We start from the raw sequence: 15,918 nt of genomic DNA, 5'->3' as shown, positions 1-15,918 counted from the left end.
CATTACTCTACTGTAACACTTTTCGCCAAATTTCTCGGCTTATCCGGATCAAGTTTTCTTAATATCGCTACATTATACGCAAATAATTGAATAACAGGCGCCATAGCCAAAGGATATAACGCTTCATGTACCTGCGGAACACAAATATATTCATCAGTTAATTGACTTATTTCATTATTATTTTCAGTCGTTATTGCTATTATATTAGCATTTCTTGCTTTAGATTCCATTAAATTTGATTTCATCTTTTCATATAATGAGTCTTTTGGTATTATCGCAAATACTGGAAATTGTTCATCTAATAAGGCTATTGGGCCATGTTTTAACTCCCCTGCCTGATATCCTGCAGCATGAATATAACTTATTTCTTTTAATTTTAACGCCCCTTCTAATGCTGTTGGATATCCAAAACCTCTTCCTATATACATCATATGTTGAAATTTAACATATTCTCTGGCTAACTCTTTTATTCTTTCATTCAGTTTTAATACTTTTTTATAAACTTCTGGCATTTCTTCAATACCTTTTAATATATCTCTTATCTCATCATTTGAGCCTTGAGTTAATTCTATTATTTTTGCACCTAATGCATACAAAATAGCTATTTGTGCTGTATATGTTTTAGTTGCAGCAACACCTATTTCTGGACCTGTATTCATGTATATTGCACCATGTGATTCCCTTGGGATAGTTGAACCAAACACATTACTTATCGTTATTACTTTTGCTCCTTTTTCCTTTGCAATTCTTATTCCTTCCAATGTATCTATTGTTTCGCCAGATTGGGATATAGCTAACACTAATGTATTTTCATCAACATGTGGATTCATATATCTAAATTCTGATGCTACCTCAATATCAACACCTATTTTTGAATATCTATTCATAAAATATTTAAATGTTAATCCCGCATGATAACTGGTTCCACAGGCTACTACAAATATCTTCCTTAATTTCTCAGTTATAAATTCTTTGAGATTGTTTATTTCAGATAATATAGACTTCCCATTTTTTATTCTTCCTGTTATTGCTGCTTTTAGTGCTTCTGGCTGTTCGTTCATCTCTTTCAACATAAAATGATCATATCCGCCTTTTTCTGCTGCTTGTTCATCCCAATCAATATGTGTTGATTTTTTTTCTATCTTTTCACCATTTATATCAAAAAATTCTATATTGCCTGGATTTAATACTGCTATTTCATTATCATTCATAAAATACACATCTTTTGTATATTTTATTATAGGGGTTATATCAGAAGCTAATAATGCAAAATCTTCACTATATGCTACCACCAACGGGCTTCCTTTTCTAACAGATACTATCTTTTTTTCATCTGTTTGCATAACTCCTATAGCATAAGCCCCATCTAATCGCTTTATCGCTCTTAATACTGCCTGAAACAAATTGCCATCATAATATTCTTCAATTAAATGAGCTATTACCTCTGTATCTGTTTCGGATTTAAAGGTATGACCTTTTTCTTTTAATTCTTTTCTTAATTCTTGAAAGTTTTCTATAATACCATTATGCACTAATGCTATTTTACCTGTACAGTCTGTATGTGGATGTGCATTTAAATTTGTCACTCCACCATGAGTTGCCCATCTTGTATGAGCAATTCCTATATCTACATATGTATTAATTTCTTCTTTTAACGCTTCTTTTAAATTTGATATTTTACCAGTTGCTTTTATTAATTCTATATGAGAATTTTGTGAAAAAGCTATACCAGCTGAATCATATCCTCTATATTCTAATTTTTTTAATCCATCTATTATATCGTTTATTTTTACTTCTTTTTTCCCAACTAATCCCACAATTCCACACATTAAAATTACCTCCTACAACATTTCTTTTATTTTATCCACAATATTCTCCTTCACTGCTTTATTAGCAACAGATAGCGCATTTGCAATTGCTTCGCTATCAGAAGAACCGTGCGCCTTAACTAAAATCCCATTTATTCCTAAAAAGAAGGTCCCACCATATTGTCTATAATCTAAACTAGACTTCAGCCCTTTTAATGATTTTTTCATTAAAAGAGCTCCTAATTTGACCAGTAATCCACCATTTGAAATTTTTTCTTTCAATTCTGAAAGTATATAATAAGCTGTTCCTTCAATTGTCTTTAACATATTATTACCGGTAAAACCATCGGTGACAATTACATCTATTTCTTTTTCAAAAATGTCTCTTCCTTCAACAAAACCTATATAATTAATCTTCGGATCGCTTTTAAGATATTCTGCTGCTTCTTTAACAAGCTTTGTGCCTTTGCTCTCTTCAGTACCTATATTCAATATATGAACCTTAGGCTCTTTTATCCCTAAAAATTTAGCAAAAGCTACACCTTCTTTTGCTAAAGATATAAAATGTGCCGGTTTTAATTCTGCATTAGCCCCACCATCTACTAAAATTCTTGGTTTTCCACCTTTTCCTGGTAATGGTATTACCAATGCCGGTCTATCTATTCCAGAAATCCTACCTGTAATAAACGTCCCAGCTGCAAGTAAAGCTCCTGTATTTCCTGCACTTACAAAAGCATCTAATTCACCTTTTTTCATCATTTCATTTCCAATATAAATTGAACTTTTTTTTAATTTTAGTACTTCTGTTGGTTTTGTATGATTATCGACTATATTTTCCGCTTTAATTAACTTAATTCTAGATCGTATTTCTTTAGGTAAATCGTTTTTTAAAGATTCTTCTCCCCCAATTAAGTATAACTCATCAATATAACCATTTTTTAAAGCAAAAATCGCGCCCTCTAAATTTGAATTGGGCGCGTTATCTCCACCAAATAAGTCTAAGCCTATTTTGGGTTTTTCGGACATTATTATTCTCCTATTTCCAATATTTGTTTTCCATTATAGTAACCACAATTTAAACAAACTCTATGGGGGAGTTTTGGTTCTCCACAATTTGGACATTTTGATACATTAACCTTAATTGCCTTGTATAAATTTGCAGCTCTTCTTCTATGTGTTCTTGCTCTTGATGTTTTTTGCTTAGGTACAGCCATTTATATCCCTCCTAAAAATTTATTATTTTTCATCATTAAATATTTCCAATAATTTTGAAAATCTTGGATCTACATAATCCTCTTCATGATTGTGATTAAGGTTTTCATTTAAATCCTCACCACATACTGGACATAAGCCCTTACAATCTTCTTTACATAATGGTTTTTCTGGAATCTCCATTAAAATTGATTCTATAATTCTATCAGTTATATCTACTTTATTTTCTGAAAAGAAAATAATATTATCTAAAGAATCTAATTTTTCACTTTTAGTGTATAAATCTTGTAAGCTATCATTAATATAAAATGCTTCAATTACTCCATTTATTTTTTGTTCAAACTCTTTTAAACACCTAGAACATATCAATTTTATACTAGTTTCAACAGTTCCTTTTATTACAAAACCTTCATCATTTTTTTCTATTTCAAATTTTACATCAATTGGAGACAAAAAATCTAATATACCTTCGGGTGTATCTATTTTTTTCCAAGATAGTTGAAACGCAAACGTTTCTTTCTCTTCTATTTTTTCTATATCATAAATCAGCTTTGTATCTCTCAATTTATCATTTAACATAAAAAACACCTCGCGCTTTATTTTACGACAATATTTTTTAATATATAACAAGAGTATGTTAATTTTCTGTTATTTTTTTCCAAATCTTTTAGTTTATTCATTATTCAAATTTATTATAGCCTCTTTAAAATCTTCGGGTAATGGCGCCACAAATTCTTTCCATTCATTTGTTCTCGGATGATATAACCCTAATTTTAAAGCATGTAACATCTGTCTCCTAATGCCATACTTAAAATCTTCAGTTGGATTTCCATAAACTTCATCTCCTAATAATGGATGTCCCATATATTTAAAATGCACTCTAATTTGATGTGTTCTTCCTGTTTTTAAATTTATCCAGGCTAAAGATGCCTTATTTCCAAATTCTTTTATAATTTTATATAATGTTACAGATTCTTTTCCATCAGGCACAACAGCCATTTTTATTCTAATTTGTGGATGTCGCCCTATTGGTTCATTTATTTCACCATTTTTTCTTTTCATAGTTCCTTTAATCAATGCAATATATGTTTTTTTAGTTTTTCTATTCTTGAATTGTTTACTTAACGATTGATGGGCTAAATCATTTTTTGCTACAACAATAGCCCCTGACGTGTTCTTATCTAATCTATGAACTATTCCTGGTCTAATTTCGCCACCAATCCCCTGTAAATCTTTACAATGATATAATAATGCATTTACTAATGTCCCTGTAACTTTGTTAAAAACTGGATGTACTATCATAAAAGGAGGTTTATTTACTACAATAATATCTTTATCTTCATAGATAATATTTAAAGGTATTTTTTCTGGTAGTACTTCTATTTTTGGTGGATTATCTGGAACTTCAATCGATACAATATCATTATTTTTAACTTTATAAGAGGGTTTTTTTAAGTTACCATTTACTATTATCTGCCCGTGTTTTATAGCTTTTTGAACATAATTTCTGGAAATCCAATCAGGAACTTTTTCAACTACAAATTTATCTAATCTCCAACCATTCTCTCTACTTGTTACTAAAAAGTTTTCTTCCACGGATCTTTACTCCTTCTCCAATAATAAATAGCTAAAAGAATACCTCCAACAGTTACAAATGAATCCGCTACATTAAATACAGAAAAATATTTCACGCTAAACATATCAACTACATAGTTTAATCTAATTCTATCATAAATATTCCCCAATGCTCCACCTATGATAAAAATAGTGGATATGTCAAATAATATAGAATTATTATTTTTAAGATAATTTTTTCTAAATATATATATTATCGTTACCACAACTGTAGCTAAAATACCATGAAAAAATGAATATCCTTGTAACATTCCAAATGCAATACCTGTATTGGTTACATAAGATAAGGATATGAAATCTCCTATAATGTTAATATTCTTTCCTGCTAAATATTCTTGTGCCATTTTTTTTGAAATTTGATCAAGCACTAAAATAATAGGTATTAACCAGTCCAATTTAATCACTCACTTTTTGATAAAAAAATGGTTCAATAACTTCTAATCCAAGATTTCGATAATTAAAAATTCTTTCTGTTGAACCCACAAATAATACTCCACCTTTTTTTAATGCGGCTGCAAAATTTTTATATAAATTATTTTTTGCATCCATATCAAAATAAATAACAACATTTCTACAAGAAATTAAGTCAACATCTTTTTCAAATGGATCCATTAATAGATTATGTTGTTTAAATACAACTCTGGCTTTTATAAAAGATAATACTTCATATGTTTCATTGTCTATTTTTCTAAAATACTTTTTCTTTAACTCTTCTGGAACATTTACCATAGATCTTTCTGAATAAATACCCCTCTTTGCTTTTTGAATAACAAATTTATCCAAATCTGTAGCTAATACTTTTATGTTCTTGGGCGCTTTTAGCTCTTCAAGCAATATTGCATGCGTATATGGTTCTTCTCCTGTTGAACACCCGGCACTCCATATCTTTGCCTTTGTTCCACTTTCTTTTAAAATCCTTGGTAAAATATTCTTTTTTAAATAATTCCATTTTTCGGGATTTCTAAAGAATTCTGTAACGTTAATTGTCAATTTATCCAAAAACTCATCCCATAATTTGTCATTTTTTTTCAAATCTTCAAAATACGTTTTATAACTTTTATAAGAGTATTTTCTCATTAACATATCTATTCTTCTTCTTACTCTATGCTGTTTATAACCCCTTAAATCAAGCTGAAAATGCCTTGATATATTATCTAATAACCATACATATTCTTCATCATCATATGGTGATGAATATAAACTTTTTTCATCCATAAGCATTCCTCCTAAAATTCTATATTAAACTTTATTCCATATACTCTATTTGAATTTAGTACAAAATATATATCATCCCTTATTATGGGTATATTAAATTCAAATTTACTTTTTTCTCTCTTAAAAAATTCGTTTCTTATTAAATTAATTTCATTTTTAAAATCAAAATACATATAAATTTTTTTATTTAATATTTCAACAAAAAATTTATTTTTTGATAGAGTTAATATACCAACATTTGAAAGCGCTATAAAAACTCCGTAATCATCACTTTTATTTAACGTATCTACGAAAAAGCCAAGTTTTAATTTATTACCAAAATAATAGCCTAAAGAAGTTTCTGAAAAATCATACATATTAATCCAATAAAAATAATTATTAGAACTATTTTTTAAATTAATACCGATCATCCCATTTGATACAATATATGAAACCGGATAATCAAAAAATACTCTTTCAAAAGAAATTATAAATGAGTCATTTGACCATAAAAAATAATTAGGATCGTTAAATGAATCATTCTTATACCTGTAATTTATGCTAAATCCTGGTTGGAAAAATTTTAAGTAATTTAAAACTTCATTTATCCCAGAGACTTTTATGTAATCTTTATCTAAAGTCTTCATCAGAGCATAAAAGGAAATATTAGCAACATATAAATTAGTCGCTTCAAAATCAAAATTATAATCTATCTTTATCTCTCCATTATTAGAATAAGTTAAAAACATATTATTCGAAAACAACTCAACATTAAAACATAAAAATACTATTATAGCAAGAAAAATTTTTTTCATTTAATCACCTTAAAAACAAGGGGCAAATTGCCCCTATTAATCACATGTTTTGTGCTAATCTTTCCATTTCTTCATCATCAATTTCGAAGTTAGCAAAAACTTCTTGAATATCATCACTATCTTCTAAAGCATCTAATAATTTTAATAATTTTTCTGCATCTGATCCTACCACTTTAACTGTTGTTTTAGGAATATAAGTTAAGGTTGCTTTCACTGAATATCCCATATCCTTTAAAGTATCTCTAACTTTTACCATATCATCAGGCGAAGCTATAACTTGAATATTTTCATCTTCAATTACATCTTCAGCTCCTGCATCTAGGGCAACCATCATGAATTCATCCAAATCTGCAACTTCATTTTTAGGAACTATAATCATAGCTTTTCTTTCAAAATTCCATGCAACAGCTCCACTTTCTGCTAAACTTCCACCATGTTTAGAAAGAATATGTCTCACTTCCTGAGCCGCCCTATTTTTATTATCTGTTAAGGCTCTCATAATTATTGCTACTCCTGCTGGTCCATACCCCTCATACATTATTTCAACGTATGAATCAGCTTCTGTTCCACCAGCACCTTTTTTTATTGATGCCTCTATTTTATCTTTTGGCATATTTGCTTCTTTAGCTTTTTCAATAGCTGTTCTTAACCTTGGATTTGACTCCGGATCTGGTCCACCTTCTTTGGCTGCAACTGTTAATTCTCTAATAAGCTTTGTAAAGATTTTTGATCTTTTTGCATCCTGTGCTGCTTTTCTATGCTTTATATTCGCCCACTTGTTATGACCTGACATAATAAAATACCTCCTTTAAAATCATTTTGATTTAATTATCATTAGCGTTGTATCATCATGTTGAGATGCTTTTCCAACAAATTTATCTAATTCTTTTATAATTATATTAACTATATCTTTTGAACTTTTATCTTTGTTTTTTGTGAAAATTTCCGTTAACCTTTCAATTTCAAATTCTTCACTTTCTTCATTTCTTGCCTCAGTTATACCATCAGTATATAATACTATATTTATATCTTTATCATATTTTAATTTTTGACTTTCAAAAATAAAACCATCCATAATACCTATAGGCATATATTCCGCTTCAAAAGACAATAGTTCATCATCTTTTAGTATAAGTGTTGGATTATGCCCACAATTTATCATTTCTATACTTCTATTTTTATGATCTAACATCATAAAAATAGAAGTAACAAATCTGTCTTGTGGAATTTCTTTAGATATATAATCATTTAAATTAGAAACTACAGTAGTCAAATCAGAAGTTTTTTCTAATTCATGCCTTAATATTGATCTAAAGGATGTCATTATTAAAGCAGCCGGAACACTTTTACCCGACACATCTGCTAAAACTAAAAATATCTTTTCTCCAAGATCAACCACGTCATAGTAATCGCCACCTATATCGTAAGCTGGTCTATAAAATGCTTCTATTTCTATATCTTCAAATTCTGGTATTTTTTCAGGTAATAATGATTTTTGTATTTCAGAAGCAATTCTTAGCTGCTCATCTAACTTTTCTTGTTCAATTTTTTTACTTAAAAAATCAAGAGTATCATAACTAAATGCTATTTGCTCTGCTATAGATTCCATTATTTTCCTATTTCCCGCTGTAAATAACCCGCTTTTAGAACCATAAAAAAGAAAAAAACCCCAGGCTTTCATTCTTGATTCTATTGGTATAAACATTATTGGAATTTCTTCGTTAGTTAAGGGATGTTTTTCAAAGATAAGAGGCTTTATTTTTTTAGATAAACTTAAATAATCAATAATGTCCACGGTTTTTTGAAAATCAAGAATATTAAAATCAGCATGCAAAATACTGAAATCTTTTCCCGGAGGATAATCCGAAAATTCTCCAACAATAATATCCTCATATAAAATAATATCATTTATTCTATCTATTATTTTTTCCATAGATTTTCTTGGATCAAGCGTTTCATGCAAAATTTTCCCAATATCTAAAACAGCAGTTAATTCCTCATAAAGCTTAGATAACTCCTCTACTTGCGCTTCTAATTGAATTGAAAATTCTTCTAATTGAATCCTATAATTTTCACTTTCATCGAACAATTTTTCAATTAATACTTTAACTCGATTTTTAATCTCTTCTAATTCACTGGGTTCATCTGAATAATAATTAATTTTATCATTTAATTCATGATAAACTTCTAACCCATATGCGGTGGCTTTATCCATATCATTCCACCACCTGTTTTATTATCTCAACAATACTTTTAGGGCTGAACGGTTTAGTAGCAACTTTAAATGCACCGAGAGACAACGCTAATTTTTCGTCTTCCTCGCCACCTTTAGCAGTTAAAACTAAAATTGGAATTTTTATATTTTCTTCTTTTAATTTTTTCAAAACTGTAAAACCATCCATTTTTGGCATCATAATATCCAGACAAACAGCATCTGGTTTTATTTCTTTTATTTTCTGTAACCCTTCTTCACCGTCTCTAGCCTCATATACTTCATACCCCTCTTTTTTAAAATTAAAAGATAATATCTTCCTTAAAACATCTGAATCATCTACTATTAATATTTTTTTACTCAACTCAATCCCCCCAAACAACATCATAAAGAATAGGATTAAATATGAAGTTTTCTTTTATCTCATTAAAAACCTTCCATATATTATATATTTTGTTATATTCATGTTTATATTTTAACACATAAATTTCATTTTTATTTATAGTATATTCTAAATCTAAAAATTTATTTTTTAAATCGGCATTTTTCTCCACTTTTTCATAAAAAATTTCAAATAAATTTTTCGATATATATGTTCGGAATAAATAATATTTTATTTTCAATTTATAATTTTCTTCCACAGATTTATACTCTATTAATTTGAATCCTTCTGATACATAATTGTTAAAATTTGAAAAATTATATGCGTCTTTCGTGTTAAGCAAAACAAACAATACTCTATTAACATAACCAAGCGGTACTGCTTGCGAAATACTTAATTTTGGTTTAGCGTGAAAGCCTTTTGTATATTCCAAATTTATTTTAGCTCTTCTAAACATTCTTTCAATTTCTTCTAATGTATCATTATGTGAAATATAGACGGATTTCCCATATTTTTTAAATCTTAAAAGATATTTCAAATTACTCACTCCAATAATATGATATAATAAAATTAAGCAAAAATTATTATATACTATTTTTATTAAAATCATTTTAAATGGAGGAATAAGCTTTGAAATATTTTCTATATGGAATTCTTTTGGTATTAATTACCGGATTGATACTTTTTAACTATACATATAATATCTTTATTAATAAATCCATTTTTTCAATTAATAGTAATTATAATACATATCTTTTTTCCAATGGAAATGAAATAATGCCACCAAAATTCAAATACACAAAAATATCTGAAACTCCTATCAATTTATTATTTATTTTATTATGGTCTGAAGATAGAGATTTTTTTGGTCATCCCGGCTTTAATTTAAAAGGTTTTATTAGGGCTATAATTACAAATATAAAAAGCGGTACGTCTTATGGAGGTAGTACTATTACTCAACAAGTTGTGAAAAATATTTATTTAACTCAAAAAAAACTTATTTCAAGAAAAATTTTAGAAATTTTCATATCTTTCTGGGTGGAAAGATCTTATACAAAAAATGAAATTTTAGAATCATATATAAATATAGCCTACCTCGGAAATGATATAAATGGTTTTGGTGCTGCTGCAAAAAGATATTTCGGTAAAGAGTTAAGAGACTTAAATTTATCTGAAATTTCTATTTTAGTTGGTATTATAAATGCTCCAGAATATTATAATCCTTACAAATACCCTTTAAGAGCTAAAAATCAAGCGTTAATTATTCTAAATTCATTATTAAATAATCAATTAATCTCAAAAAACGAATATAAAGTATATACACAACAGCTTAATGAAATAATTTTTAAAAAACCATATTTTGATGAAAATAATTTTCAATTATTACTAGCCATAAAAAACGAAGAATCAAAACTTAACTTAAATGGCGGAGGGTATATAGTAAAATCAACAATAGATAAAGATTTATTTGAAACTGTAAAAAATACCTGGCAAGCATCTCAAAGCGCTATAATTTTGGATAATAAAACTGGAAAAATCATTAGTTTTTTTGGTAACCAATATGATGTTTTTTATTCTAATCGTCAAATTGGGTCTACTATAAAGCCTTTTTATTATCTATTAGCTCTTAATAAAGGATTTAATATAAATACAGTTCTAAGAGATGAACCATTAAAAATTGGAAATTGGGCACCTCAAAATTTTGAAAAAACATATAAAGGTAAAACAACATTAAAAGATGCTCTTATTCACTCAATAAATATACCATCAATTAATTTATTTTTAAAATTAGAAAATTCACCTCAAAAATCTATTTCTACAGTTGAAAGTTTTTTAAAAGAAATTGGTATCAATGGTTTTTATCCTCATGATATAACAATTTCTTTGGGAACTATAGAGAGCAACGTATTCAATATTGCAAAAGCTTTTTCAATTTTTCCAAACTATGGTTTAATTCCAGAGTTTTATATAATCGAAGAAATATATGATAAAAATGGGAATTTGATATACAAGAAATCTCCTAAAATTTATAAAAAAATTCAAAATATAAACAATAAATCATACAGTACAATGAATGATTTATTAAAGCAGGTTGTTATAGAAGGAACAGCAAAAAATTTATTTGCTAAAAAAAATGAATTTCATGGAAAAACCGGTACTGCTGAATCCTCCGTTTGGTTTTCGGGCTATGATGCTAAAATTGTACTTTCAATAAGAAAGGATGGAAGATTTTTATTATCCACGACACACGCTATCCCTATAGCTAGAAAAATCTTAAACAGCTATTATTCTTATAATCCAATAACTAAGGTTCCAAATTTTAGTTTTTATTCAACAAAGAATGTTGTCGATCCATTTGAAACTTTTATTTCAAATCGTTTTAATAATAAAAACTTATATTTTAGCAAAAAAAATTATATAGAAAATATTCAAAATTATGAAACTTTATTTCCTGACTTATTTATAAAATATTATAATAACATCAAAAGTAATAATTTTAAACTTTTTGAATTTGACAAACTTAATATACAAAAATATATAAATTCTTTAGATCTTGGAGATACTTTTATATATAACGATTTTGTTAGAGATAAATTGTTTTTAGAATATTATTTCCCGGATTTAGCAATAGAAATAAATAAATAATTTTTAAAACATTACACATGAGAAGGTGCTATTATGAAAGAATTTTTTAACCCCGGTGAATTGTTATTAAAAGAAAATGAGTCATACAATTTTTGTTATTATATTATTTCTGGAAAAGTTACAACATCTTTAAGAAATAGAGAACTTGTTTCAGGAGAATTTATAGGAACTATGAGTTTTTTAACTGGAAAACCATTATTAGAAAGTTATATTGCAAATACTAAAGTAGAAGTATTAAAATTAGACAAAAACAGTATTCAACAAATATTAGAAGAAAAAGAATTTTCTTTATTTATGGAACATATATCAAAGCTTTATATAAATCTTTCATTTAAAAGTTTATTTGAAATTACGCCTAATGTGTATGAAATGCTTATTTCAAAAGCCAGATTATCTAATAGAAAAGACTTAATTGAAGATATGCAACTTGACGAAACTGATATTTTATTAGCCGAGTTAGATCAGATTTTAAATGTTGGTGAAATTTTCGAATCCGAACTTCCGGAAGATCCTGAAATTGCTACAGAAAACTTTAAATTATTATTTGATAAAGAAAATTTAGATTTGGCAGGCATAATTGTTTTCACAACAAATTATATACGAAAAAATATAAATAATAGTCAACTTTGTGAAGATTTAATCTATGGTTTTGAAAAATCTATAGAAATAGAAGACAGAGCTTTAGTAAAATATTTTTTATATTTATCATGTATTTTTTGCAATGATTCTGAACGAATAAAAGAAGTCCTTGAGGAATATCTGGAAATTTTAAGGTTTTGGGGAATCCCCGCATGGGGCGAAATGCTTATTAGAGTTGAAAATTATGATATTTTTACAAATATCTTTAATAAAAAAAATGTTGGTGAAAAAAATGAAATGTGAATTAATCACTAATCTTTCAAGAGATATAAAAGAAATTGCTTATATTCAAAACGGAATTGTTATATCAACATTAAAATATGAAGAAACGGAAAAATTAGGCCAAGTTTTTTGCGAAGGTGATTATTTTGGCCTTGATTCTTTAGTTTTTGGAATAAATTTAATAGACTATTATAAAGTTGGCAAAACCCGTTTCAAAAAAGAATCTTATCAGCTTTTTGTTGAACTATTAAAAGATAATGATTATTATGATAAATTCTTTCTAAATTTAAAAATTACTTTTTTAGAAATAGCTTCATTTATGAAAAAAAGAGAAGAAGAAGTTTTATTGCTTAATTTAAGAAAAATATACAATAGAAGCAGTGACATTAAAGGACTACCAAAAGATTTTATATTGAAATATATTAGCGAAGAAAAAATCAATTCTTTATTGGAAAATGAACTTATTAAAGATGATAATGAATTTTTCTATTATAATCCTAAGTAAAATGCTCATATTTTAAGATTATTAGCTTTTAAAACCTTTAATAAGCAATAACCTGAAAAAAATGACATTGAAATTTTTTTCATTTTTGAGTTAAACTAATAATGAATATAATATAAGGACGGTGAATTCTGTTGGGGACTATGAAAGCTATTGTAAAAAAATATCCAAGAAAAGGTTTTGTGTTAGATACTGTTGAAATTCCTGAAATCAAAGAGCCTAATGAAGTTAAAGTAAAAGTTTTGAACGCTTCGATTTGCGGCACTGACTTACATATATGGAAATGGGATGAATGGTCTCAGGGAAGAATAAAAACTCCTCAAATTGATGGCCATGAATTTGTAGGAGAAGTTGTTGAAATTGGACCTATGGTTAAAGGCTTAAAACCTGGAGATATTGTTGCTTCAGAAACACATATTCCCTGTGGTGTTTGTAAACAATGTAAAACAGGAAATATGCACGTATGTAAAAATATGCAAATTTTAGGTGTAGATAGAGACGGTGTATTTGCAGAATATGTTGTTGTTCCAGAAATTGTACTATGGAAATTAGACCCTTCTATCCCAAGAGAATATGCTTCAGTTATGGAACCTTTAGGGAATGCTATTCATACAGCAACTGCTGTTGATTTAAGAGGAAAAACAGTATTAATTACCGGAGCCGGACCTATTGGTGCCATTGCTGTACAAGTTGCGAAAATTTCTGGTGCTGCTACAATAATCGTTAGTGAGGTCTCTGAATACAGAATAAAAATGGCAAAAGAAATGGGAGCTGATTATATTATAAATCCTTTAGAAAAAAATTTGGTTGAGGAAGTTATGAAATTAACAAATAATGATGGTGCTGATGTATTACTTGAAATGTCAGGGAATCCTGACGCATTAAACTCAGGTATAGAATCATTAACAAATGCTGGAGAAGCCGCTATATTGGGTGTATTCCCAACAAATCCTGTACCTTTTATAATGAATACTGCAGTATTTAAAGGAATTAAAATCCATTGTATTACCGGCAGAAAAATGTTTGAAACATGGCAAATTGCTTCTGAATGGCTTCGTACAAATCGCATTGATTTATCAAAATTAATTACCCATGTTCTTCCAATGGAAGATTTTGAAAAGGGGTTTGAACTTATGAATTCAAAGAAAAGCGGAAAAATTGTATTAAAAATTTCAGAATAGGGGTGATTTTATGAATTTTTATGAACAATTAAGTGCTGAAATGAATCAACTAAAAGAAAATGGTCTTTTTGTTACTATTAGAACATTAGATGGAGCTCAAGGTGCATGGTTTGAAGTTGATGGAAAAAAAGTATTAAATCTTTGTTCTAATAACTATTTAGGTTTTGCTAATTATGAAAGATTAAAAAAAGCTGCTATTAAGGCTATAGAAAAATATGGGGTTGGACCTGGTGCAGTAAGAACTATTGCTGGAACTATGAATATTCATCAACAATTAGAAAAGGAACTTGCAGAATTCAAAAAAACAGAAGCTACATTAGTTGTTCAATCAGGTTTTAATGCTAATCAAGCTGTTATTCCAGCTATAACAACTGCTGAAGATGCTATATTGTCAGATGAATTAAACCATGCAAGTATCATTGATGGTGTAAGATTATCAAAAGCAAAAAAATATGTATGGAAACATAAAGATGTTAAAGATTTAGAAGAAAAAATCAAAGAAGCCAAAGACAATGGCGCAAGAAGATTATTAATTATAACAGACGGCGTATTTAGCATGGATGGGGATTTAGCTCCATTGCCAGAAATAATTGAAGTTGCAGAAAAATATAATGCTATAATAATGGTGGATGATGCACACGGCGAAGGAGTATTAGGAGACAGTGGCAGAGGAATTGTCGATCATTTCCATTTACATGGACACGTGGATATTGAAGTTGGTACATTATCAAAAGCTTTTGGTGTTGTTGGTGGTTTTGTTGCAGGAAAAAAAGAATTAATTGATTATTTAAAACAAAAAGCCCGACCATTTTTATTTAGTAGTTCCTTATCTCCTGCCGAAGCTGGTGCTGCATTAGAGGCAGTAAGAATACTTGTTGAAAGTGGAAATGTCGTTGAAAAACTATGGGATAATGCTAAATATTTCAAAGAAAAACTTAACGCTTTAGGCTTTGACACATGGCATAGTGAAACTCCAATAACTCCTGTAATGTTATATGATGCTAAAGTTGCTAAAGAATTTAGTTTAAAATTATTTGAAGAAGGTATTTTCGCCCAATCAATTGGATTCCCAACAGTTCCAAAAGGTTTGGCAAGAATAAGAGTGATGATAAGTGCCGCACATACAAAAGAAGATCTTGATTTTGCTGTTGAAAAATTCGAAAAAATTGGTAAAGAATTAAATATTATCAAATAAAAGGCTGGGATAATTCCCAGCCTTTTCCCGAGTTTGACAGCAATTTAAGGAAAAATGAAAAAATTGGACGGTAAAATGCGTATTTGAGGTGTGTAAATCTAGGTCAGTCGAAAAAGTGTGTGGCTAACTTTTTATGATATTTTTGCATATAACTATTGATTTTACTAACTTTTAGTGGTATAATATATATGAAAACCACTAAAAGGAGATGGCATGATGTTCGTTAAAATATCAAAGGTGAAAGGAAAAAAGTATTTAAGAGTAATGGAAAGTGT

General features: G+C 28.2%; 17 protein-coding genes. 5 read left to right on the top strand and 12 right to left on the bottom strand.

What is annotated here, in order from left to right; genetic code table 11:
* Positions 1-2 precede the first annotated feature (2 nt).
* From glmS to BUA62_RS06385, 12 genes are all read right to left on the bottom strand, one after another.
* On the bottom strand, positions 3-1,829 hold the full coding sequence (gene glmS, locus BUA62_RS06440; RefSeq protein WP_072864685.1) for a glutamine--fructose-6-phosphate transaminase (isomerizing): 1,827 nt from the start codon (positions 1,827-1,829) through the stop codon (positions 3-5).
* Positions 1,830-1,841: 12 nt separating this feature from the next.
* Positions 1,842-2,834: a phosphate acyltransferase PlsX gene (gene plsX, locus BUA62_RS06435; RefSeq protein ID WP_072864683.1), complete on the bottom strand. Its 993-nt coding sequence runs from the start codon at positions 2,832-2,834 to the stop codon at positions 1,842-1,844.
* Positions 2,835-2,836: 2 nt separating this feature from the next.
* Positions 2,837-3,022: a 50S ribosomal protein L32 gene (rpmF, locus tag BUA62_RS06430; protein WP_072864681.1), complete on the bottom strand. Its 186-nt coding sequence runs from the start codon at positions 3,020-3,022 to the stop codon at positions 2,837-2,839.
* A gap of 22 nt (positions 3,023-3,044) precedes the next feature.
* Positions 3,045-3,599, bottom strand: coding sequence for a YceD family protein (locus BUA62_RS06425; RefSeq protein ID WP_072864679.1), 555 nt, complete (start codon positions 3,597-3,599; stop codon positions 3,045-3,047).
* Between the two features lie 93 nt (positions 3,600-3,692).
* The gene (locus BUA62_RS06420) at positions 3,693-4,616 is read right to left on the bottom strand and encodes an RluA family pseudouridine synthase (protein ID WP_072864677.1); all 924 of its coding nucleotides are present in this window, start codon (positions 4,614-4,616) and stop codon (positions 3,693-3,695) included.
* Positions 4,598-5,050, bottom strand: a complete 453-nt coding sequence (gene lspA / locus BUA62_RS06415) for a signal peptidase II (RefSeq protein ID WP_072864675.1) — start codon at positions 5,048-5,050, stop codon at positions 4,598-4,600. The genes BUA62_RS06420 and lspA overlap by 19 nt, the downstream gene beginning before the upstream one ends.
* Before the next feature lies 1 nt (position 5,051).
* Positions 5,052-5,870, bottom strand: a complete 819-nt coding sequence (locus tag BUA62_RS06410) for a CheR family methyltransferase (protein ID WP_072864673.1) — start codon at positions 5,868-5,870, stop codon at positions 5,052-5,054.
* 11 nt (positions 5,871-5,881) lie between these two features.
* A complete protein-coding gene (locus tag BUA62_RS06405) occupies positions 5,882-6,664 on the bottom strand; it encodes a hypothetical protein (protein ID WP_072864671.1) in 783 nt (260 codons plus the stop codon).
* Between the two features lie 40 nt (positions 6,665-6,704).
* Complete coding sequence (locus BUA62_RS06400; RefSeq protein WP_072864669.1) at positions 6,705-7,457, bottom strand: YebC/PmpR family DNA-binding transcriptional regulator; 753 nt, start codon at positions 7,455-7,457, stop codon at positions 6,705-6,707.
* A 21-nt stretch (positions 7,458-7,478) separates the two neighbouring features.
* On the bottom strand, positions 7,479-8,879 hold the full coding sequence (locus BUA62_RS06395) for a SpoIIE family protein phosphatase (RefSeq protein ID WP_072864667.1): 1,401 nt from the start codon (positions 8,877-8,879) through the stop codon (positions 7,479-7,481).
* A 1-nt stretch (position 8,880) separates the two neighbouring features.
* The gene (locus BUA62_RS06390) at positions 8,881-9,240 is read right to left on the bottom strand and encodes a response regulator transcription factor (RefSeq protein WP_072864665.1); all 360 of its coding nucleotides are present in this window, start codon (positions 9,238-9,240) and stop codon (positions 8,881-8,883) included.
* A 1-nt stretch (position 9,241) separates the two neighbouring features.
* Positions 9,242-9,796: a TIGR03936 family radical SAM-associated protein gene (locus BUA62_RS06385; protein WP_072864664.1), complete on the bottom strand. Its 555-nt coding sequence runs from the start codon at positions 9,794-9,796 to the stop codon at positions 9,242-9,244.
* Between the two features lie 92 nt (positions 9,797-9,888).
* Here BUA62_RS06385 and BUA62_RS06380 point away from each other — a divergent pair, with 92 nt between their 5' ends.
* The 5 genes from BUA62_RS06380 (at position 9,889) to BUA62_RS06360 (ending at position 15,643) form a co-directional block, all read left to right on the top strand.
* Entirely contained in the window at positions 9,889-11,904 is a 2,016-nt protein-coding gene (locus BUA62_RS06380; RefSeq protein ID WP_072864662.1) for a transglycosylase domain-containing protein, read from the top strand.
* Between the two features lie 33 nt (positions 11,905-11,937).
* A complete protein-coding gene (locus tag BUA62_RS06375) occupies positions 11,938-12,786 on the top strand; it encodes a cyclic nucleotide-binding domain-containing protein (RefSeq protein ID WP_072864660.1) in 849 nt (282 codons plus the stop codon).
* Positions 12,776-13,270 (top strand): hypothetical protein, encoded by a 495-nt coding sequence (locus BUA62_RS06370; protein ID WP_143148339.1) that lies wholly within the window; start codon positions 12,776-12,778, stop codon positions 13,268-13,270. The genes BUA62_RS06375 and BUA62_RS06370 overlap by 11 nt, the downstream gene beginning before the upstream one ends.
* A 140-nt stretch (positions 13,271-13,410) precedes the next feature.
* A complete protein-coding gene (tdh, locus tag BUA62_RS06365; RefSeq protein ID WP_072864656.1) occupies positions 13,411-14,448 on the top strand; it encodes an L-threonine 3-dehydrogenase in 1,038 nt (345 codons plus the stop codon).
* 10 nt (positions 14,449-14,458) lie between these two features.
* The gene (locus tag BUA62_RS06360; RefSeq protein ID WP_072864654.1) at positions 14,459-15,643 is read left to right on the top strand and encodes a glycine C-acetyltransferase; all 1,185 of its coding nucleotides are present in this window, start codon (positions 14,459-14,461) and stop codon (positions 15,641-15,643) included.
* The last annotated feature ends 275 nt before the right edge of the window (positions 15,644-15,918 follow it).

The organism is Marinitoga hydrogenitolerans DSM 16785 (assembly GCF_900129175.1).
Taxonomy (GTDB): domain Bacteria; phylum Thermotogota; class Thermotogae; order Petrotogales; family Petrotogaceae; genus Marinitoga; species Marinitoga hydrogenitolerans.
This window is presented reverse-complemented; position numbering and strand designations above follow the sequence as displayed.